18 protein-coding genes are annotated in these 21,735 nt (G+C 32.1%); 3 read left to right on the forward strand and 15 right to left on the reverse strand.

Translation table 11 applies throughout. The features are described from left to right. The first annotated feature begins 958 nt into the window (after positions 1 to 958). A complete protein-coding gene (locus OA93_RS23435) occupies positions 959 to 1,750 on the forward strand; it encodes a polysaccharide deacetylase family protein (RefSeq protein ID WP_039116654.1) in 792 nt (263 codons plus the stop codon). Between the two features lie 36 nt (positions 1,751 to 1,786). Here OA93_RS23435 and OA93_RS23440 read toward each other — a convergent pair whose 3' ends face one another. The 11 genes from OA93_RS23440 to OA93_RS23500 all read right to left on the reverse strand — a co-directional run bounded on the left by OA93_RS23440 (position 1,787) and on the right by OA93_RS23500 (position 16,317). Further along, complete coding sequence (locus OA93_RS23440; RefSeq protein WP_052259593.1) at positions 1,787 to 2,524, reverse strand: YARHG domain-containing protein; 738 nt, start codon at positions 2,522 to 2,524, stop codon at positions 1,787 to 1,789. A 357-nt stretch (positions 2,525 to 2,881) separates the two neighbouring features. After that, positions 2,882 to 4,099: a hypothetical protein gene (locus OA93_RS23445; RefSeq protein WP_039116656.1), complete on the reverse strand. Its 1,218-nt coding sequence runs from the start codon at positions 4,097 to 4,099 to the stop codon at positions 2,882 to 2,884. A 30-nt stretch (positions 4,100 to 4,129) separates the two neighbouring features. After that, positions 4,130 to 5,047, reverse strand: coding sequence for a DUF4625 domain-containing protein (locus tag OA93_RS23450; protein WP_039116657.1), 918 nt, complete (start codon positions 5,045 to 5,047; stop codon positions 4,130 to 4,132). Positions 5,048 to 5,074: 27 nt separating this feature from the next. After that, positions 5,075 to 7,510: a TonB-dependent receptor gene (locus tag OA93_RS23455; protein ID WP_240474790.1), complete on the reverse strand. Its 2,436-nt coding sequence runs from the start codon at positions 7,508 to 7,510 to the stop codon at positions 5,075 to 5,077. 6 nt (positions 7,511 to 7,516) lie between these two features. Then, positions 7,517 to 8,002: a DUF4625 domain-containing protein gene (locus OA93_RS23460; protein WP_240474791.1), complete on the reverse strand. Its 486-nt coding sequence runs from the start codon at positions 8,000 to 8,002 to the stop codon at positions 7,517 to 7,519. A gap of 1,029 nt (positions 8,003 to 9,031) precedes the next feature. Then, positions 9,032 to 9,673, reverse strand: a complete 642-nt coding sequence (locus tag OA93_RS23470; RefSeq protein WP_039116661.1) for a GNAT family N-acetyltransferase — start codon at positions 9,671 to 9,673, stop codon at positions 9,032 to 9,034. Positions 9,674 to 9,837: 164 nt separating this feature from the next. Then, entirely contained in the window at positions 9,838 to 10,845 is a 1,008-nt protein-coding gene (locus tag OA93_RS23475) for an FAD:protein FMN transferase (RefSeq protein WP_039116663.1), read from the reverse strand. Positions 10,846 to 11,095: 250 nt separating this feature from the next. After that, positions 11,096 to 13,285 (reverse strand): PepSY domain-containing protein, encoded by a 2,190-nt coding sequence (locus OA93_RS23480; protein WP_039116665.1) that lies wholly within the window; start codon positions 13,283 to 13,285, stop codon positions 11,096 to 11,098. An 86-nt stretch (positions 13,286 to 13,371) separates the two neighbouring features. Continuing rightward, positions 13,372 to 13,854, reverse strand: coding sequence for a DUF2271 domain-containing protein (locus tag OA93_RS23485; RefSeq protein ID WP_039116667.1), 483 nt, complete (start codon positions 13,852 to 13,854; stop codon positions 13,372 to 13,374). A gap of 46 nt (positions 13,855 to 13,900) precedes the next feature. Next, positions 13,901 to 15,379 (reverse strand): ankyrin repeat domain-containing protein, encoded by a 1,479-nt coding sequence (locus tag OA93_RS23490; RefSeq protein ID WP_039116669.1) that lies wholly within the window; start codon positions 15,377 to 15,379, stop codon positions 13,901 to 13,903. A 404-nt stretch (positions 15,380 to 15,783) separates the two neighbouring features. Then, the gene (locus OA93_RS23500) at positions 15,784 to 16,317 is read right to left on the reverse strand and encodes a GNAT family N-acetyltransferase (RefSeq protein WP_039116674.1); all 534 of its coding nucleotides are present in this window, start codon (positions 16,315 to 16,317) and stop codon (positions 15,784 to 15,786) included. A 262-nt stretch (positions 16,318 to 16,579) separates the two neighbouring features. Here OA93_RS23500 and OA93_RS23505 point away from each other — a divergent pair, with 262 nt between their 5' ends. Continuing rightward, a complete protein-coding gene (locus OA93_RS23505) occupies positions 16,580 to 17,038 on the forward strand; it encodes an RNA methyltransferase (protein WP_039116675.1) in 459 nt (152 codons plus the stop codon). 569 nt (positions 17,039 to 17,607) lie between these two features. Beyond that, positions 17,608 to 17,799, forward strand: a complete 192-nt coding sequence (locus OA93_RS25455; RefSeq protein ID WP_039116677.1) for a hypothetical protein — start codon at positions 17,608 to 17,610, stop codon at positions 17,797 to 17,799. Positions 17,800 to 17,959: 160 nt separating this feature from the next. On the opposite strand, the gene OA93_RS23515 is transcribed toward OA93_RS25455, so the two are convergent. The 4 genes from OA93_RS23515 to OA93_RS23530 all read right to left on the reverse strand — a co-directional run. After that, positions 17,960 to 18,424: a hypothetical protein gene (locus OA93_RS23515; protein ID WP_039116678.1), complete on the reverse strand. Its 465-nt coding sequence runs from the start codon at positions 18,422 to 18,424 to the stop codon at positions 17,960 to 17,962. 80 nt (positions 18,425 to 18,504) lie between these two features. Next, a complete protein-coding gene (locus tag OA93_RS23520) occupies positions 18,505 to 20,442 on the reverse strand; it encodes an OmpA family protein (protein WP_039116680.1) in 1,938 nt (645 codons plus the stop codon). An 11-nt stretch (positions 20,443 to 20,453) separates the two neighbouring features. Further along, positions 20,454 to 21,365, reverse strand: a complete 912-nt coding sequence (locus OA93_RS23525) for a type IX secretion system membrane protein PorP/SprF (RefSeq protein WP_039116682.1) — start codon at positions 21,363 to 21,365, stop codon at positions 20,454 to 20,456. A 137-nt stretch (positions 21,366 to 21,502) separates the two neighbouring features. After that, positions 21,503 to 21,735: gliding motility-associated C-terminal domain-containing protein (locus OA93_RS23530; RefSeq protein ID WP_039116684.1), on the reverse strand; the 233-nt coding region annotated here is incomplete at its 5' end.

Consider the following 21,735-nt stretch of genomic DNA (forward strand, 5'->3'; position numbering starts at 1 on the left):
TAAAAGAATCCATGAGTTGTAGTTGAACAGCAAATTTAAACAGAAAGATCTAAAGTATTAAAATGTTTTTCAACTGTATCGGAGTGGAATGTTTATAGCAAATATTGTCTATAATGGGACACAGATGATACGGATTTACAAAAGTAAAGACGCGGATCAAAACGGATTTTAAAAAATTAGTCATTAATAAATCTGCGTTCATCGGCTTATATCTTTTAGAATCTGCGAGAGAAGATTAAATATTATTTTTTTGCACGCAGATTTTGCAGATTAAGCAGATTTAGTTTTATAAGTATTGAAGAAAAAATCTGCGCTTATCGGCTTAAATCTTTTGTAATCTGCGTGGTAAAAAAAAATAGTCAAAGCTTCAGCGGAGTGGAATGTTTATAGCCAATATTGTCTGTAATGGGGCACAGATGATACGGATTTACAAAAGTAAAGACGCGGATCAAAACGGATTTTTAAAAATTAGTCATTAATAAATCTGTGTTCATCGGCTTATATCTTTTAGAATCTGCGAGAGAAGATTAAATATTATTTTTTTGCACGCAGATTTTGCAGATTTAGTTTTATAAGTATTGAAGAAAAAATCTGCGATTATCGGCTTAAATCTTTTGTAATCTGCGTGGTAAAAAAAATAGTCAAAGCTTCAGCGGAATGGAATGTTTATAGCCAATATTGTCTATAATGGGACACAGATGATACGGATTTACAAAAGTAAAGACGCGGATCAAAACGGATTTCTTTCTTTTGTTTTTAAAAATCCGTTTTTTATCTGCGTTTTCGCTTTAGCGAATCTGTTTTATCCGCGTTCCCTAGGCAAAGAAGTGGGTTAAACTTTGTCACAGCAGTTTAATAAACCAATGAAATCGGGAGGCTTTATTAATAAATTAATTAATAGCAGTAAGTAGAATTTTTTTACAGGATAATACTTAAATTTGATTACAAAATCTACACTATGAAGCGAATTATATATGCACTTATTGGTCTTTTTACGTTAGGTATTTTACTTTATACAGCAAGTACTTATTCTGAAGAGAAGAAATCTAAACCGCTTCTTACAGTAAAAAAAGAATCTCAGCCAGGTATCATATTAAGCTTCGATGATAATTATATTGATGATTGGTATAATGCCGAAAAGCGACTGCGTCATTTAGACTGGAAAGCGACTTTTTTTATATGTAAATATGATTCTTTGAATGCTACGCAAAAGAAAAAACTGCACTATTTGCAAGATATGGGACACGATATAGCAGCACATGGATATAATCATGAAAATGCACTTAAATATTCGGCTAAATATGGAATCGATAAGTACATAAAAGAGGAGATACTACCGCTAAAAGCTGCTATGGATAAAGACGGATTTAATTTGCGTTCATTTGCCTATCCCGATGGAGCACGCAATGGAGATTTGGACAAAGAATTATTAAAATATTTTGACATTATAAGAGGTACAACTTATGGTAAACTTTATCCCGAATCACAATATTGTTATTATGAGGGAAACAGAGTTATTTATGGTTTGGGTATCGATGATGATTACAAGCAGTTTGACGTTGCGTATTATAAAACCCTTATGGATTATGCCAAGAAGCATAATAAAATAGTTATTTTTTATGGGCATAAAACAGTAGATATTGCCGATGAAAAAATAGAAACGCCACTTGCAGCTTTGCAAGAAATATGCGAGTATGCAAAGGCTAATAAACTTAAGTTTTATACTGTAGATGATTTGAAAAACTTATAAATAAAATTAGTTATATTATCCTGTTATTAGGCAACATCAACCTGCCCCATTTATGTTCGTTAAGACGACTTTGCCAGTCTGTATAGAGAAAGTCCACCATACAGCATACTCATTTTCTGACATATAATCAGAAAACGGTGTGTCAAAATTTTCCATTATCTCAGAATGTGACATATAATTATACATCAACATAATACCTTTGCTTGTAATAGAAAAGGAATAAACTGTTTTGACATATCCATTATCTATTTCAACCTTATATAAGGCATTGTTTTTATACCAGTGTACGTCATCAAAATCTATGCGTTTGAGTACGTCTTTAAAATTATCTACAGAAGAAAGATCTTCGTATTTAGGTTTGTTAAGAACCTTATTCAGTTCGTTTTCATTATTATTGATAGCAAATTGTTTAAGCCCTTTGAAATAGGTGAAGATAATTTGTCTCTCACCTTCAAGTACTTTACAGCGATCAGTCAACAGTTTTACATTTTTTTCTTCCATGGCAGATAATTTTACCAAACTATTATTATTCAAAGGCTTGTACCATTCGAAGCCTCTAAAATAATCTTGTATATTTTCGTTTGTGAACTTGTATCCTTTGCGAGCATAAATTTCGTTAGTAAGTAAACGAAGTTCATCCACACTCAATGTATATATATTCTCAGCTTTTAGTAATGTTGTGCCACACGTTTTACAATTGGTAACACTTTGTGCATTAACCGTAAAAACACCACTTAATAAAATAATAGAAAATAAAAATATTCGTACAAACATGAATTCTTTTTTTAATGAATTAACGATCTAAAGTAACAAAAATAGAATTATAAACTTAAGTTTTATACTGTAGATGATTTGAAAAACTTATAAATATAAGATATTGAAATAAAACAGCAGATGCTAAAATGTTTTAGCATCTGCTGTTATTAATTAATACTATTTAAAATGTTTGATAAATTAATTTAAACACATAGAAACATAGATTTTGTATTCTTAAAATAGGCGTTTCACTTATTTTAAAAGCACATAGCAATGTGAAAGAAATATATTTCTCTTTCTTGTTCTTTTCTGCACACTTTGACTATGTTTCTATATGTTTAAATAAGATTTTAGAATAAGATTAGAAAATTAAGCTTAATGACTTTTGCTATTTTCAAAACCAAGAATCGTAATTCTGTATGGAGTATTAGATACTTTTATTTTCTTTACAATTGTCATATTAGATAAACTCAGTTGCAATAATTCTCCTGTAGTTGGAGAAGTTATATAAGCAAAATTTTCTGTTAGTTGGATTTGAGGTTTCATAGTCGCATCTTTTGCAATTTCAGCAATTACTTTTCCTTCTTTTTCAACTTGCAATGTAGTTAAATTGTATAATTTAAATTCACCACTATTTAATAAAATTCCTAGTTTACTCATGTTGTAGCTTACTTTACATTGTGCAATAGTAGCACTTTGTATAATTGGCTTAATTGTTCCGTTGATAACATCAATTAAGTAAGCCCCTTTCTCAGCAGTAAAACCAATAAATTTCCCTTGAGCTTTTGTTTCCAAAATACTTCCAAACCATGCTGTTCCAAAACCTTCAGGAAGTGCAATAAGTTTTTGTTTTCCTGAACTTTCAACCACAAGAACACCACTTGCTGAACCAAAAACAGCATAAGTTCCGTCAGATGCATTTCCGTGGATTCCTTTTGTAGAAATTGTAGATTCAAAAAGAGTTTTACCTGTATTATCTATAATTTTCACTTTTTCAGGAAGCGTTCCTGCAACCGAATTGTCTTTTTGGGTAATAGCATAAGTGCCATTAGTAAAAGTGGCCATAGCACCGTGATGAGCTAATAAACCAGCATTAATTACTTTAAATTTTGCTCCGGCAGTATTAACATCAGCTTCTTTGGCTACAGAAAGTGTTCCATCACCATCATTAAAAGTTAATAATTCTCCAATTTTACTTTTAAAATGGGTTGGCATAGGCGATTGACCTGTTAATGCTCCAAACTTAGGAATTCCGTCTACATCAACATGATCGCCATGACCTTCAAATCCGCTGTCAAAAGTTTCTACAGTATTATCAGCTCTATGAATAATTCCTGCATATCTGCCTGATTCTGTTGTGTAAATAGTTGATTTTGCAAATTTTGCATTAAAGAAACTCGAAGTACCATCAACTGGATTTACAAGAGTAATTTCTGTTGTTTTTTCATCAGAAAGTAATACTCTTAAATACTTATATTCAGCCAAAGTTTCCTTTGGAGTTTCAGTAGTATTGTCATCATCGTCATTGCTACAAGAGATTGCAAAAGTGGATAAAGCAAATAAGAAAATCAGTTTAAAATTAATGTTTTTCATTGTAAATGGGTGTTTAAGATAATATTTAGATTAGTAATTAATAGTAATAGGCATTGACTTATATACATTGAGATTGTAGGTTGTATTTTTATACAAAACCACCCAGTTATATACACCAGATTCCCATGCTTTTTCGCCAGTTATTGGGTTTGCATTAGGTAGGTTAGCATCAGTTGCAGCACCGATAACAATTTTTTCGCCGCCCCAAACATCATTTATCTTTTGTAAAGTCGAAATTTTTGATGCTGCGGCAAGACCTTTATGCTCGACTTTAGAAATCACGATTACTTTTTTAAAATCAAGATTGTCAATACTCTCAGGATGATAATAGGCGCTTTTTTTAATTAGTACAGAGTATAATATTCCATCACCTTTAATCTGACTTATCTGAGCATGAGCCGTTAGTATGTCATCCTTTTTAAAGATTAGCTCAGGTTCAACCCAAGTTCCCATATGATAAATTAAAGTTTCGTTGCGAGAAATCATATCTCGGCCAATTAATGGATCAGTAGGTAAATTTGCAGCATCGACAATGGTAAAATCTTCTTTAATTTCCAGTTTAGAACCATTGCTGTCCAATACTGTAAAGAAAAAGTCATATTTACCTTCAGGAGCTTCATTAGGAATATTAAAGTGCTTATGTACTGTAGTGTTTTTTGCACCAACATATTCAGCCCAACTCAGTTCTAATTTCCAATCGCTTGTATATTTTTCTCCTTTTTTAGGAAGTATTTTAAGTTGCACGGCTGCAATTTTATCTCCAGCTGTAACATCCGCGTTAAAGTGAAAATCACGACCAATGACTCCTTGCTTATTATTGGCAGAACCAATTTCAACATTTGTGATTGTAGGTTTTGCAACTTCAGGGGTAGTATCATCGTCATTATTACATGCTGTAAATGCACTAATAAATAGTAAAAACAAGGGGAATAATTTTGCTTTTTTCATAGGGGTTTTTGTTTAAAAGGGTTCATATTATTTTTGATTATGTATTAAAAAGGGAATTTTGACCGATAGAATAATGTTTCTGCTTGCTTCAGGGAGTTCTATTAATCGATAAAAACTAGTATGATTTAAATATTTAGCATTAAACAAGTTTTGTACTTGCAGTGAAATGGCTAAATCCTGTTGTCCAGTTCTTATTTTTGTTCCCAAGGCAAGGTTGAAAACATTACTGCTGGCAGTTTTCTTTTCTGGTGGAACAATTTGGTTTTGCTCGGCAGTAAAACGATAATCTAAGGAGAAATAAGTTTCTCTTAGATTCTTAATTTCGGGATTATAAGTAAGCCCGAACAAAACCGACGCAGGAGGAGAAAAGGGTAGGGTATAGCCTTTTTTACTGCCCGATAATTGTTCGGAATAAAGATATTCTACAAGAATTTCACCACTTAAATTTTTTAAGAATTGATAGCGCGTTTGCAATTCACCGCCATAACGCATGACCTTACTTTGCTCATATTCAAAAACCTGATTGCCTGCTCCATAATAAATATCATGTTGCGAAGTAGGGTTGAGGTAGATGTAATTGGGGAAATAATTAAAAAACGGACTCAATTGTACAGACCACTTATGATCCTGCCATTCTAATCCAAGATCTAACTGATAGGATTGTTCGGCAGATAAATTTGGATCTCCTTTTTCAAATCGGAAATAATGATAATTTACACCGTTTGAAGCCAATTCTTTAGCAATCGGCATTCTGAAACTAGTTCCCACATTTGCTTTCAATGAGAATTTTTCCAGATTATAATTAACTCCCGCCGACCAGGTGAAACTTTTAAATGTTCGCGTAAGCTCTTCCGAACGTTCTAAGTATTCAAAATTTGTTTGCCCATTAGTAGTTACTTCACTTTCAAACCAATCTGTATATTGTTTCATTTTAATTTTTCCATAATCCAATCGTAGCGCAGCATGTAGCAGCCATTTTTCATTGAGCTGAATTTTGTCATAAGCAAATGCTCCAGCGTTCACTTGCGTAAAAGCAGGAATTAGGAAACTCCAGCCACCAATTTTATTTTGTTGCAATTCTGTATTTATTCCAACAGTAAACTGATGATTGCCCAATGAGAATTCATCTTTTACCGAAGCGGAGAAAACTTCTTTATTATATTGACGCTCTAGGTCTTTTGGAGCATACATATCATCGGGATATATAGGCGGCATATAACCATGATTAACATAATGACTCCATTCTCGACGAAAATTCTTTTGGAAACCTATTTGAGTTTCCAGTTGATGTTCGCCTAATCGAAAAGAAGTAGTATTGCTTATCTTGGTATGGTTTACTTCCTGATATGGCATTTGTATATCACGACTAGATTTGTCATGAAGTTCTGTATCTACATTTCGAGGTTCAAGACCATGAGCATTGGCAAAAAAGCCAGTTTTGCTATATACATTACTTAGGTACAAAACTGATTTAAATTTCTCTCCTATATATCCTGTACTTGCATGCATATCGAGTTCGCGTCCGGCGGTATTACGCAAATGATTTTTATATAAAGGGACAGCATAATTATAAACCTGAACAACATCGGTAGGAACACGATAATCGCCATAATCCATTGTAGTGATTCGGGTATCAAAGAACCATTTTTCATTACGCCCAAACAGGTTAAAAGAACCACCATATTGTTCGTTATTGCTTTTGCCAGTAATATCAAGGCTTCCGCCCAAAGTATGTTTTGCCGGGACAGGTAACGGTTTTATATTAATGGCGCCGCCAATAGCATCAGAACCATAAATAAATGAAGATGGCCCTTTGATGATTTCTACACGATTTACAGCATATTGGTCAATTTCGAGCCCGTGATCTGCACCCCATTGTTGCCCTTCGTGTTTAATACCATTCTCGACAACAATAACCTGATTAAAACTTAATCCTCGGATAAGTGGTTTTGAACCTCCAGAACCAATAGAAATGGTCTTAACACCAGGTAATCTTTGGAGTGATTGCATCAAACTGCCGCCAAGATTACGCTGAATAAAACTACTATTTACTACATCTATGTTAAGCGATTCTTTTTTGTTAAGACGCGTTGCATAATTATCTTTTATTACAACTTCTTGTAGTTCTTTAACTTCCTGATGTAAGATAATATGAGGTTGTACATTTGAGTTTTTATCTAACGAAAGTTCAATTTCAGATTTGATATAACCCGAATAACTAACAATAAGTTTCTTTGAGTTTTTAGGAATTTGATTAAAGTAATAAACACCTTCTTTATTTGTAAAAGTAGTAATAGATGAGGGGTAAATCGTTACAGTTGCAGCTTCTAATGGTTTATGACTATTAGAGAATACGCTACCTGATATATTGACGGTTTGTGCTGATACTTTCGTAAAAACAACAGCGCAAAACAGCAACAGATAAATAATCCGTAATCGATTTGATTTATATTCGTTCTTCAAAGTCACTTATTTAATTTTGATGCTTAAACCTTTAATTGTTTGCCAGCCTTCTTTATCGGTTAGACGAATAAGGAAATGGTAATCTCCGGGATCAATGTCTGTCGGAATGTTGATTTCCTGAGTTGCCTCGTAGCTTTTTAAATTTTCGGGAATAGTGACAGAATTGATATAAAGCAATGGTTTTACAGGTTTTTTTATCGCTTCAGGAGTACAATCATTTACTTCGGTACTATGGTTATGATGGTCGAAATTATGGTGAATATCCAAGCTATACGATCCTAATGCCGAATTGTCGGTAAACTTTGCTCTGAATGTAAATTTTTGTCCACGGATTGCTTCACTACATTGTATAGGGAATGCGTTTGTTGCCGATATATCGATAACAGGATATTCGGTGTCAACCTTATTGTCATCACTGCTATCACATGCTGTAAAGATGCTAGTTAAAGCAAAAGAAGCTAGTACAAGTTTTGGGATTTTCATTTTGTTCATATGTATTAATTTTGGGTTACAGGGTAGGGGAATGCGCTTTTTTAGTTGACATTGCGATGAGCAATGCCAACTAAAAAAAGAGTACAGAAGAACATATTCGCAGAAGATTATTCTATGAAATGTGAATTGTTTAAAAATGGAATTGCAATTAAGCAGAAGTAAAATCTTGGCTTTTTTTAGTAAACGAAACCGAATGACAGCTTTATAAAACTTTATTAAACATATAAGTCATTTAAGAAAATATAAGTTTTATAAACACTTTGTTTATATGAACTTACATAGCTTATATGGTTAGTTTTTATAGAAATTTTTATAGAAAATTGGTTTTAAACCATATAAGTCATTTAAGAAAATATAAGTTTATAAACACTTCGTCTAAATGAATTTACATAACTAATACAATTAGCTTTTGTAGTAACATCTAAAAGAAAACTATTAAAAATAAATTAATGCCGAGTAATTGATTTTACTTTAAATTGTAGGAGGTGCTCGAAGAGCAAATAAGGATCCCTTAAAGAAAGAGGAATATGTTTTGTAATAAAAAGAAACATATGAAGATATGTTACACCTTTTATAAAACTCAAAAGACATGAAAGTAAACGTACTTACAGGAGTAAATTTAAAATAACAAATAGCACATTCCTCAGAAGAATGATTGTGTGATATAAGTTCAGTTTTTCCTGTAGTTAAGTGCTGCGTACTTTTATGAGAAGCATCATGACTTTGTATGTGTTCATAAGAATGGATTGCCGGAAATAGTATAGCGAATACTACTATTAGCGGCATAAGAAGATTAATAAATTTAAATTTCTTTTTCATTCAGATGAATCAAGATTTTATAAAGCAAGTTTATTTAAGAATAAAAGCCATAAAGACTTTGATATAAAATTATCCAGAAAGTTGTTATTTCCTTCAGTTTTTCTATTCTTAACGCAATACTGTTGCAAATATAAAAATCTTATTCGCAAATGCAACACTGTTTCATTAAAAAATGAATAATAGTAATTTCTTATGGAATTTTTTTTGAATCTAATCGGGAATAACAACCGATGTATAAGGGCTGTAGAGTTCCCATCCTAAAGTTTGATAAAAGTATTTACCATCTTCTGTAGCAACCAGAAAATTATTATGAATGTTATTAGTCAAGGCAATCTTTTCGAGTTCATTCATCAAGAAAGTAGCAAGACCATTTCTGCGATGATTTGCTTCGGTTGAGATTCTATCATAAATAGCTAAATCATCAACAAGAACAACGCGTCCTATTGAGGCTAGTTCACCATCATTTGTAACAATCCGAACAACAAAGGTTGAGTTGTAACTCTCAAATTCAAACTTGTATTTATTGGGTAAAGAACCCTTCGGAAAACTCATTTGCTTAAAGCAAGACATCATATATCCTTGCGGCTGAATTACCCATTTTTCAGATAATTTGTCTCTTAATTCATCGGGAGAAGCACAAACTTTTAAATAAATCCAAGGTTCATCAATAGTCTCAGATAATTGAATAAAATCATCGTTAAGTTCAGGAAAAACATAACGTTTTTTTTGATTTTTATATCCCACATCTACCATCCATCCCGATTTATATTTTACAGGCAAAGGTAGTTTTCGTGATAAAGACCAAGCTTTTAGCCAATTTTTATGGATGTTAAGTTGAATGTTTTTATTCATTAGATTATGAAGTTAAAAGTATAAACAGAGGAAATTGAAAAGTTGATTTCTTAATTATGTTTTAACTTTGAAATTTACTCTTTATATAAAAGTAAATAATTTTATCTAGCGGAATACTTTTTAGAAATAAAAACAAAAAGTCGAAAATAGGACTTTAGTCAGATTTAGAATTTAGTCTTGAACTTTTTAATTTTGAAGTTTTTTGATTTGATTACTTTTCCATTATCCGTAATCATCAAACAACTATAATCAGGATATTTTCGAAGTAAAAGCAAACCTTCTTTTTGACCTAAAACCATCATAGAAGTACTAAGACCATTTGCCGTTTCGGCATCAGGGCCAAAAACAGTCACGCTGCACAAACCTGTTGCGGGATATCCTGTTGCAGGATTGATAATATGAGAATATCTTTTGCCGTTAAAAATTACAAACTTTTCATAGCTTCCAGAAGTGGTTACAGCCTCTTGCCCTAAAGGAACAACAGCTAATAGTTTTTCGGTATTAAACGGGTTTGTAATGCCTATTTTCCAAGGTTCACCGTTAGGTTGTTTTCCCCAAGTACTCATGTCTCCAGATCCATTTATAATTCCGGCTTTGATGCCTTTTGATAACATCATCATTCGGCATTTATCGGTAGCATATCCTTCGCCCAAAGCTCCAAATCCTATTTTCATTCCTTTAAGTTTTAGGAATATGGTAGATTGTACGCTGTCTAAAATGATGTTTTTATAGCCCACCTTTTCTACTGATTTTTTTATGGCTTCCGCCGAAGGCATCTCGGTCATCGAACCGTCAAATTTCCATATTCTGTCCATTGCAGCAAAACTAACGTCAAAGCCGCCATTTGTTATTTCAGATAATTTTATGGCTCTTTGTGTTAATTCAAAAACCTCACGATCTACTTTTACAGGTCGGATTCCTGCATTTTGGTTTACTTCAGATACTTGTGAGTCGGGTTTCCAATCTGAAATTAAATTTTCAATTCGGGTAATTTCGGCAATTACAGCATCAATATTTTTTTCAGCAGATGCAGTATCATTTGCAACAATAGTAATGTCAAAACGCCCTCCCATAAGCAGCGTAGTTCTTTTTCGGAGAACTTGTGCGTTGCCCGAAAAACTAAACGCAATTATAAAAAGAACTAAAAACTTATGTAGGATTGATGTATGCATGATTTTTTTTGAATAATAAAAAATAATGAGTTTTTATTAATAAGCTCCAGCGGAGCGATATTTTTCTGATAGCCAATATATGCCACCCCGATGGGGTTTGGTTTTTGTCGAATAAATCTCTATAAATATGTCGTCCCGAAGAGACTTACACAATCCAACAATTAACAATTAACAATTATCAATTAACAATTAACAATTATCAATTATCATTTAACAATTAACAATTATCAATTAACAATTATCAATTAACCTAATAGCAATCCGTCAACAACTGACCATTATCTTTATAATATGAAATAGATTTCATTTCTCTGGAAAGACATAAATCATCTAAAATTGCTTCTACATCTTTTTGCATCGCCAGCGAACCGCAAATCATGATAACACCGCCTTGATGTAATAAATCAATAAAAAAGTCAACGTCACGTTTTATTAAATCCATTACATAATGATGATTTTCTGCACGAGATAAAGCCAAATGAAAGCTTTGGAGGTGTTGCTTTTGAATCATTTCAGCAGTGAATTTTTTATAACCAGAAACAGTTTCTGTTTCCATTCGGAAGCCTGAATATAAATGCGTTTCAACTTTTTTCTTATTCTGTTCAATCATTCCAAGAAAAGGAGCAATACCAGTTCCGTTAGATATTAAAGCAACTTTAGACACCGTTTTAGGAAAATGAAAAGCTTTATTATTTAAGATTCTTGCTTTAATAGTATTTCCAGGTTTAAGGTTATTCAGAAATTCAGAACCTAAACCGTGAGGATGAAGTTTTACAACCAATTGTATGTTTCCAGAATGATTACCAATAGAGTATAAACGCTCTCTAGTATCATTTGCAGGATAAATAGCCAGTAAATCACCCGAAGTAAATTTGGCTCTCATATTAGCTCTTAAAGTCAATATAAAAGTTTGTTCCGTTTCAGAAACTAATGTTTTATCTAAAACCATCAATTTTTGTAAACCTTTAGGAACATGATTGTATAATGAAGGTGTTGTTGATAACGGAATTCCGCTTTTGGCACTCCATAATTTTACCCATTCTAGAAATTCGAGAGCAGATTTGTCGTTTACGGTTTGAATTTCTAAAAAGCGTTCCGTCCAATTTTGAGTGGCTAAAAGTTGATCAACTTCTATAGCAAACCCACAAAAATCAGGATAAGCTTTTGAACCAAAACCAACCACCGAAAAATTGATTTTTTGTTCTTGATTGTATTTCTTTAATAGCGATACAAATTTATTTCCGTTAGAAGGAGCATCGCCTAAGCCATGAGTAGATGAGAAAACGATAATGTGTTCTGCTTTCGGAAATAGATTGTAATTATTAAGTTCCGTAAGGAAAACTTTTTCGCCATGAGCGATTAATTGTTTTTGAATAGCATTGGCAAAACGGAATGAACTTCCATTTTCTGAACCAGCGAGTAGAATGATTTTACTTTCGTTGGCTTTGAATTTATTTTTAATTCGGCTAGATCTTCTTTTTAATGTAATAGCAAAACCTGAGTATATAAAAAAGAGAATGTTGATGCAGGCAATAGCTAATATTACAGCCCAAATTGTATTTATTCTACCTGTATGAAGGTCAAGGCTTAAATCAGATAACTGAACCGTCATCGGGGAACGTTTCTCTGTAATTACAACTCCTGTAACCTGATTAACTTCAACTTCTTTGTCTTTTAATTGAATAATATAATATTCTTCAGGATCAGATGTAAAAGGAAACTCAATTTTCTTTACATGAGATAATAGAGTAGTAGTAAATCCAGATTCTAGTTTATCTTTGGAAGGTTTTACAATTTCAGTTTTTTCCTTTTGATTTTTCTCTTTATCCATGAAAAAATTAAATCTTTCCAGAGATAAATAAGTTCCTGTAATGGCAATAATCAGAATCGGAATTAAAGTTAATCTTCCTAATACAACATGATAATATTGAGCAAAATATTCTTTGATTACTTTAGAGAAAAAGTTACGGATTCCTCTTTGCCTGTTTAATACAAGTGCAAAACCCGAACAAGCAATCAAAACTAATAAAAAGGAAATCACACCAACAAAAAAGCGTCCAGTTTCATGTAGAAATAAAGAACGGTGCAAGCCAGTTGTCCATTGAATGAATTCACTTTTTTTAACAGGCGTTCCTAACTGTTTTCCTGTTCTGGGATCAATATAAGCATTGACATCATTACCGTCCTGATCAATAGCCTGAAGTGTTACAAATTGGTTATAATCAACACTTAATTCTGTTATTTCAGGATATGTCTTTTTTAAAACTGGCAAGGTTTGACCTAAAGTTATCTGATCAAAATTTTCAACCTTATACGGTTGTGTTTTTTCCTGAACTGCGTCTACTGCCAGTATGATACCCGTTACAGATGCCAAAAATAAAAATAATGAAGAAAACAAAGCCAAAGCCAAGTGTGTGTAACGCCAGAAAGAAAGAGTCATTGAGTGTAATCTAAAAGGTAATCAAATGTTTTAAGCTTTGTCAAAGTTTTAAACTTTGACAAAGCTCGAATTTCAGGTTTAAGAGATTAAATTTTATTTAATCTCACGTATCTAATATAACCTTTACCTTCTGTTTTAGCAGCAAGACCTTCAGTTGTAAGCGGAATTTCCACATCGCTTACATGGTACTTTTGATCTTCAACAGCAGATTCAAATCTTAATTTATATCCTTTATTTATTTTAGAATCTTCAATTTCAATTGTTGTCATACTACGATCTCCACCAGTAACAGACGCTCCAGTTTTTGCACTGATATCTACCGGTTTTTTAGTTTGAAATTTATTCCATTCTTTTAATGAGTTGTACCATTTTTTGTCGTCTCCCATTACATAAAGTGTTTTTTCGTATTCTCCTTTAGGGTTGATAAGTGAAACTACAATGTAAGCACCTTCTCCCATATAGTTAGACATTTGAAGCATACATTTATATTTGCTTGCCTGTGCTGAAGCTTGAAAAGATATAAGACAGATTAATGCACTTGTAAGAGCTATTTTAAATATTGATTTCATTCCGGTTTTATATTTTTAATTGAATTGGTATTTGATTTTTGAAATATTACTTTAAAAAATCAATTGATATGTTTTGTTTTGTTAAAGACTCATTTTCTTTGGCTAAAGCATAAGCGCTTTCGTCAAATTCGGTAATAATATCTTTTTTAGCTCCAATAGAAAGAAGGTATTTCAGGATAGTATCATTTTTGGCAACCATTGCAGCTTTGTGTAAAGCAGTCAAACCGTCTTTGTTTTTAGCATTTACATCGATGTTTAAATCAGCTAATTTTTTCAGTAAAGATAAATCGTTTTTAGCAACTGCAAGATGATACAATGTATTCCCGTCTTTTTGTGGAGATGTAAGGTCTAATCCTTTTTCCTGTAGCAATTTTACTTTGGCAGTAAAAGGATCTTGTTTAGCATCTGGTCGGTAAGATTGTACTAAATAAACGCCTAAATTATTACCTTCTTTATCAATAACTTTAACATCGGCATCTTTTGCCAAAAGTGTTGTAACAGCTTCTGGAGTTCCAGATTTTACAGCTATAGTCAAGGCAGATTCTCCTTTGGCATTTTGTAAATTGATATTTTTTGCTGCTGGTAATAATTGCTCTAATACTCCATTTTCTTTAGCTCCGGCTGCAATCATAAAAGGAGTGTTTCCATCTTTATTAATCGCATTAACATCAACACCTTTAGCAAGGAAATAAGTAATTATTTCGGCTTGGTTTGGTTTTCCTGCTAAAAGATGCAATACATTTTCTCCAGATTTGTTTGTAGCGGTTGGTTTTATTTTTAATTCTTCCACTAAAAATTTATAAGTTTCAATCGGAGTAGTTTCTCTACGTGTACCTTGAGTTGCAATAAGAAGTGCATTATCAGTATATTTTACTTTTCTCTCTAATAACTTTTTCAAAAGAGCTACATTTCCTGTTCTTGCAGCATAATCAAATGCTGTGTTTCCGTTGTTGTCAACATCTTTTAGAGACAATCCTTTTTTGGTAAGATAGTCAGTAATCGTAAGGTCTTTATCAAACGGAACAGCCAAAAGCAATAGGTTGGCTCCATTAGCATATTTTTTCTTCGGATCTATTCCTGCTTTAAAAAAAGCATCACAAATACCTGAATTAAGTAAACCGCTAGTAGCACCAAAAACAAGTGGAGTAGTACCATGGCTGTCTTCAAAGTTAATATCTGAACCTTTGGCAATAAGATATTCTACCAGTTCGGTATTTCCTCTATAAGCCGCCCAGTGTAAGTAAATACGATTGTCGTGAGTCGATTTATTTACTGGATTTCCTGGTTGTTCTAATAAGAATTTTATACTTGTAAAAGGCGCATCATTATTAATGGCAATAACTGGTACATCAAAAGCATTTGCATTCGCTTCAGATGGACTGTTTCCTTTTGCAATTTCAGCTTTAACAACATCAACACTTGGCGCTGTTTTCCAAAAAGAAGCTTCTAATAAAGTATTTTTTTGCTGAGCACTAACAAATAAAGTTGCGACTAATGCGAAAGAAAGAAGAATGTTTTTTTTCATATTATAGATATTTATTACTTTTTAAATTGTGTTGATTCGTATAAAATTCACGACTTAATAGTGTGATTTATTTAGAATCAATAAGATTAAGCAAATGTAAAAAATAATAACAATTAAAGCTATTACTTATTTGTTAATGCCCATTTTTAAGGAAGTTTTATTACTTTGTCTGAAAAGCTTTAGAACTAAAAATGGAGTAGGGTATTTTAAATAATCTAAAAGTATCTGAAAAAAGTTTAAAAAAATGTTCGGAGATAATACGATTACATAATCAGTATCCTTTCCGAAGTTTCTTTCTTGTAACTCGTTTGTCAATTTTTTAATTGTATAGAAAGTTTCGCAAGTAAGCAAAGTTGCTGATTTGACTAGCAGAGTATTCTTTATAAAATTTTAAGTTAAAAGGCTTAAAGTAAATTTGTTAAGATGAGAATAGTGCACTCAGGGTTTTCGTTGTCGGATTCTATTGATTTTTTAAAGTCTAATTTTGTCAAAAGTTTAATCGAACTCAGATTGTTATTATGAGTAAATGCTTCTATCTTTTTAAGTCGTATTGTCTGAAAGGCATAGTCAACAACTTTTGTAGTTGCTTCTTGCATTATTCCTTGTCCTTGAAAATTTGTTAAAAGCTCATAACCGATTTCGCATTTATTTTTTTCATTTGAAAAGTCAAAAAGACAAATTGTTCCAACAAAAATCTTGCTGTTTGTTAAAGTTATCGCCCAATAAATCGAATCATTTCTTTTGATGTTATCATTAATATTGTTGATAAAAGTTATTGCATCTTCAATTGTTCGACTTGCTTGTCTGCCAAGATATTTGTTTATTTCGGTGTCAGAACGCAATGCAAAAACTTCTGAACTATCTTCCACCGATAATTGTCTAAGAGTTAGTCTTTCAGTTGTTAAAATTGGGAAAGGTGTAAAACTTCTATTTACCATTTTGTCATAGTTTAATTCATTAATGTTCTGACTGCTAGCTTATTTACATTAGCCATAAAATGGCTCTAATATGGTCAAATTAATTAGTCTTATATTATAAATTAGTATTTGCCTCAGGCTAATATAATAAATATCTTTCTTTAAATAATTGACCATCTAAGTTAGATTTAAGCTATTTCTTTGTTTTTAGTAAATCATAAGTAGTTCCTTTCAACTCAATAAAAAATTGACTTATGTACTTACAGTTTGTACTTTTGCCTTTATGAATGATAACTTTATAAATGAGTATTTCGGGATAGGAATACAAAATGGTAAAACGCCTGAAAATTTGGGTGTTTTGTGGCGATCTGCTCAAAACTTGGGTGCAACTTTTATATTTACCATAGGTAACCGATATGCCAAGCAAGCTAGTGATACTCACGATGCGGTAAAAGCAATTCCTTATTTTCATTATGACACTTTTGAGGCCTTTTTTGAAAACTTACCGAAAGGAGCGCGATTGGTTGGAGTTGAATTAGATGAAAAAGCTTCCGATTTAGAGACTTTTGAACATCCAAGACGTTGTGTCTATTTATTGGGAGCAGAAGATCATGGCTTATCTCATAAAGTAATGGATAAATGCCATCATTTAGTCAAATTTAAATCAGAGAAAAGTTTAAATGTGGCTGTGGCAGGGACTATTATTATGTACGACAGAAACTTGCCTAAACCACGTTCTTAAAGCAAAACTTTATTCATGGCTTGAACTCCGATGTACGCTAACTTCGGAAATATCCATTACTAGATAATATCAAAATTTTAGTATTTGGAATGTTTTAATTTTCTAAATTCTAAAGAATTAACGCCTTCATATCGACTAAAATATCTTGAAAGGTTTTTGATATCGGTATATCCGCAAACATCTGAGATTTCTGTGATGGATAAATTCGTTTCGATCAGAAGTTGCTTCACTTATTTAATACGCAATGTATTGATTTCGTCTAGAATACTTCGTTTTAAGATTAACTGAAATCTTTTTTCTAAAACCCTTCGGGACAATGCAGTTGCATTAACTACATCATCCACAGCTATTTTCTATAACTAAAAAATATGATACTGCATAAAACAATAAGCAGGAATGTTTTTTTACTTAAAGTATGATTCTTCTTTTTTGATATTGAAGATATAATGAAAAGGAAGGAGTAATAGTGGTCTTGAATTTATTAATGGAATTATAAATAGGCTAAATTCGAAAAAGCAAATCTTTTTATAGTAATAGCAAAAGGTGTAACTTTGAAAAAAAAAACAACTATGAAAACCGCTAGAATTTTTAGAAACGTATTCATTACTATTTCTTTAACACTATTTATAACAAGTTGCAGTGTTCATACTGTTCATAATTCATCTTCAAATTCTGGGAAGATTCCTCCTGGGCAGGCAAAAAAAATATCTGGAAGTAAGAGTGCAAAAAATTACGCACCTGGTCAGCAGAAAAAAAGATAAGCAGTTTTTATAAGTTGACTCTTTATTTAACTATTATGTTAAAACTGTTTTTTAATTGAATAAGTTTTTGTGTCGAGCAAGAAATTTTAGAGGATATGATTAAATATCTTATTTATAAAAATTAAGGGGTACTTACTAAGTACCCCTTAATTTTTACAATTTAATGTTTTCCATTTCCATGCCCTTTTCCATTCCCATGTCCATTTCCATTATTTTTATACTCTTTATTGTTCCCTTTACCTGGTTTTAGACCAATAGTTTTTTGTGGTTTACCTTTGTAGCCTTTGCCATATTTTACTTTATGAGTCTTATAGTTATCATATGGAGAATCGCCTCTGTAATTGGTAAGAACAACTTTATATTCATTGTAAAGATCATAATTTCTATAGTTTCTAGGAAGGCTTCTTGCTCTTGTCCATTTTCCATTACTTATATAAATGTAACTAGATGCATTAATATCATAATACATTTCAAGATCAGGCAGATAATAATAGCGTACATCTGTATAGCCTACAGGACCCCATGCAGGTGGAGTTCCAATATTAACATTAACTGATACTTGAGCTTGTAAAGAACTTACAGTAATGAAAAATATACTTATGAATAAAAGTTTTAAAGATTTCATGGTTTCAATTTTTTATTAAATTAATAATGCACTGATAAAAACAAAAACCGAACCTAAAATTGTTTTTTCACAAATATTTATCATAATGCCGAAATTATAAATTCGCTTCGTCTGTTCATTTGATGTTCAGCTTCGGTACATTTTACACCATCAGAACAACCATTTACAAGTTGGGTTTCTCCATAACCTTTTCCAGTTAATCTGTTTGGATCAATACCATTTTTAACTAGCCATTGTATGGTTGACTTAGCTCTTCTGTCAGATAAGGCCTCATTGTATTTAAATGTTGCACGGCTATCGGTATGAGAACGAATATCAAGTTTCATTTTTGGATATTGATTCAATACATCAAGTATTTTTTCTAAATCGAATGCGGCTTCTGTACGGATATTAGATTTATCCAAATCGAAGTATATCATTTTGATGCCAAAACATTTACCTAGATCATCACCAATTGTTACCATACATTCTGATTTTTCTAATGTTATTGGTAAATTGGTTCTTCCGTTTTCTTTTAAAATATTTACCATTAACTCTCTAGTAGTATATTTGGTTTTTTCGGCACGTACAAAATATGACATACCACACTCAACAGGAAAAGTATAATTACCATTTTGATCTGAATAACTAGTAGCTATAATTTTGTATTTGTCGTCATATAAGGTCAGTTTTGTATTCGGTAAAACTTCCCCTGTTTCTTTATCTGTTATGACTCCGTATAATTCCTGAATGCAGTATAGCTTTCTTGTTTCTAAAAATTTATAGATATCATCAGATCCCAGTCCGCCATCTTTGTTAGATGTAAAAAATCCTCTTCTGGATTTGGTGTCAATTATATAAGCAAAATCATCTTTGGGAGAATTAATATCTGCTCCAATATTTTGAACATTGCTTATTGTGCCATCGTCAGCTATTTTTCCAACAAAAACATCTAGACCTCCAAGTCCGGGGCGTCCGTCTGAGGAAAAATAAATTTCCTTTTCGTCGGTTACATATGGAAAAGTTTCTTTTCCTTCAGTATTAACCGATGAACCTAAATTTATTGGTGTTCCAAATTCACCATTATCATTGATACTTATTTTATAGATATCCGATTGTCCGTATGTTCCTGGCATATCCGATGCAAAATATAATGTTTTTTCATCTGGACTCAAGGCAGGATGTGCCGTGCTGTAATTATTACTATTAAAAGGAACCTCCTTTATGTTAGCCCATTCATTGTTTTCAAGTGTCGCTTTGTATATTTTTACTAAAGTAATTTTATTTTCATCTTTTCCCTTTTTTCCATCAATGTAATTGTTTCTTGTAAAATAAACTGTCTTTCCATCTTTTGTAAAAGTAGGAGTAGATTCATGAAATTTTGAGTTTATTCTAGACTTGAATTTTTTTGGTGCATTGGGATTAAAATCCTGATCTACATCTGACTGATATAGATTGGTGAAATGCTCACCAGTCCATTTGTGTATTCGTTGATTAAAATTACCCGTATCTCTTGCCGAGGCAAAAACAATTTTGTTTTGATAAAATGCAGTTCCATAGTCAGAATATTTACTGTTTATACCAGTTGGACCTATATTATAGCGTCCAGAGTTAGCTTTAATTTCATCAAGATAGTTTTTGCTTTCTTCATACAATTTAGCTCTATTGTCATTTTTTGACTTTTGATTAAATAAATCAAGCATTTGATTTGCCTTAACAATATCTCCGGTAGATTTTAATGATTGTGCGTATCGGTAATAATACTCTGGTTCTACCTCGGTATTCATGGCAAATAATTCGCCATACCATTTTGCGGCCTTATCAAACTCGGAATTAAAGTAAAATGAGTTACCTAACTTCTTGAACATATCTTCAGATTTGTATCCTTTTTCGGCTACACGCTCATAAGTTTTAATGGCATCTATGTATGCGTAGTTATCGTACTTTTTATCGCCAGCAGCTACTTTGCCTTGTTGCGAATAACTGTTAAATGAAAAAACACGTACTATTATTATGCAAAGGAGTATATAATTTTTCATGATAAATATTTTTAGAAGAAACGAGGAGTTGTCATTTTACCATTGTTTTTGAATAATTCATAGCGCAGGAATATTTCATGTGAGCCAGAATTATAATTATCTAAGTTGGTCGTTTCACGATCATAACCATAGCCTATGTATAGTCCATCGCTAACCTGAAAACCTACCATAGCACTTAGTGAAGCACTCCATCTGTAAGCAACTCCTACAACAAACTTATCGATAAACATGAAATTTGCCGAAACATCTGCCTGTAATGGTGCACCTTCTACCATTTTTATAAGTGCTGCTGGTTTGAATTTTAACTCTGGTCCCAAATCAAATACATATCCTGCCATAAAATAGTAATTTATTTTATCCTTATATATTACAATATCATTATCATCATAACGATTGGTTTCGATGAAATTTGGAATTGACAGACCTATGTATGCTTTATCTGAGTGCCAATAGACACCAGCTCCAATGTTTGGTTTGAATACATTATCTAAATTCTGAAATTGAGGATCGCCTTGATCAGCTGGATTTAATTTGTTGACATCCAGATTGAATAAATTAGCTGAACCTTTAATACCAAATGAAAGTTTAAAATCTGCGGACGTTTGTATGGTATAAGAAAGATCTACAGAAAAAGTATTTTCATTTGTAGGTCCAATTTTGTCATTAACCAATGACACTCCTAATCCTAGATTACTGTTATTTATTGGGGTGTTTACCGAGAAACTACTAGTTTCTGGGGCACCATCAAGTCCGACCCATTGCGTACGGTATAAACCAAAAATACTTAGAGCTCCTCGTGACCCTGCATAAGCGGGGTTGATATTTATGGTGTTGTACATATATTGTGTAAACTGTGCATCTTGTTGTGCGTAACTTACTATAGCTGTAAACATCAAAACGAAAGAAAATAATTTTGTTCTCATAGTAGGTGTATATTATGTTATTATTGTCATTACCCTTTAATCTTAAAAAAACAAGTGTATATTAATTCGTAAGTTTAAAATGCGAATTTTTTAATTAAATGCCATCTTGATTATATATTATCAAGATGGCATTTTGCTTATCTGGAAAGATATAGATAGCCATCTTTTTTATTCGTCTGAATTGCACCGTTTCCATCCACAGAAGTGTAATTTAGAATATAAAAGTAAGTTCCTGAAGGAAGACCGTCTGATTGTTTTACGGTTGTTCTTCCTCTTGAAATACCGTCAAAAGCATTTGTTGTGTTGTTATAATTTCTAGTTTCAAATACTAGTACTCCCCAACGGTTGTATATTTCGACAGTATTATCTG

Source organism: Flavobacterium sp. KMS (assembly GCF_000813005.1).
Taxonomy (GTDB): domain Bacteria; phylum Bacteroidota; class Bacteroidia; order Flavobacteriales; family Flavobacteriaceae; genus Flavobacterium.

What these genes read in the sequence shown, in the direction of transcription:
- OA93_RS23450 (WP_039116657.1), bottom strand. Translation starts at nt 5,047, where the DNA reads ATGAAAAAAGCAAAATTATTCCCCTTGTTTTTACTATTTATTAGTGCA.
- OA93_RS25455 (WP_039116677.1), top strand. Translation starts at nt 17,608, where the DNA reads ATGAAAACCGCTAGAATTTTTAGAAACGTATTCATTACTATTTCTTTA.
- OA93_RS23525 (WP_039116682.1), bottom strand. Translation starts at nt 21,365, where the DNA reads ATGAGAACAAAATTATTTTCTTTCGTTTTGATGTTTACAGCTATAGTA.
- OA93_RS23470 (WP_039116661.1), bottom strand. Translation starts at nt 9,673, where the DNA reads ATGAATAAAAACATTCAACTTAACATCCATAAAAATTGGCTAAAAGCT.
- OA93_RS23505 (WP_039116675.1), top strand. Translation starts at nt 16,580, where the DNA reads ATGAATGATAACTTTATAAATGAGTATTTCGGGATAGGAATACAAAAT.
- OA93_RS23475 (WP_039116663.1), bottom strand. Translation starts at nt 10,845, where the DNA reads ATGCATACATCAATCCTACATAAGTTTTTAGTTCTTTTTATAATTGCG.
- OA93_RS23485 (WP_039116667.1), bottom strand. Translation starts at nt 13,854, where the DNA reads ATGAAATCAATATTTAAAATAGCTCTTACAAGTGCATTAATCTGTCTT.
- OA93_RS23440 (WP_052259593.1), bottom strand. Translation starts at nt 2,524, where the DNA reads ATGTTTGTACGAATATTTTTATTTTCTATTATTTTATTAAGTGGTGTT.
- OA93_RS23500 (WP_039116674.1), bottom strand. Translation starts at nt 16,317, where the DNA reads ATGGTAAATAGAAGTTTTACACCTTTCCCAATTTTAACAACTGAAAGA.
- OA93_RS23460 (WP_240474791.1), bottom strand. Translation starts at nt 8,002, where the DNA reads ATGAACAAAATGAAAATCCCAAAACTTGTACTAGCTTCTTTTGCTTTA.
- OA93_RS23490 (WP_039116669.1), bottom strand. Translation starts at nt 15,379, where the DNA reads ATGAAAAAAAACATTCTTCTTTCTTTCGCATTAGTCGCAACTTTATTT.
- OA93_RS23435 (WP_039116654.1), top strand. Translation starts at nt 959, where the DNA reads ATGAAGCGAATTATATATGCACTTATTGGTCTTTTTACGTTAGGTATT.
- OA93_RS23480 (WP_039116665.1), bottom strand. Translation starts at nt 13,285, where the DNA reads ATGACTCTTTCTTTCTGGCGTTACACACACTTGGCTTTGGCTTTGTTT.
- OA93_RS23520 (WP_039116680.1), bottom strand. Translation starts at nt 20,442, where the DNA reads ATGAAAAATTATATACTCCTTTGCATAATAATAGTACGTGTTTTTTCA.
- OA93_RS23445 (WP_039116656.1), bottom strand. Translation starts at nt 4,099, where the DNA reads ATGAAAAACATTAATTTTAAACTGATTTTCTTATTTGCTTTATCCACT.
- OA93_RS23515 (WP_039116678.1), bottom strand. Translation starts at nt 18,424, where the DNA reads ATGAAATCTTTAAAACTTTTATTCATAAGTATATTTTTCATTACTGTA.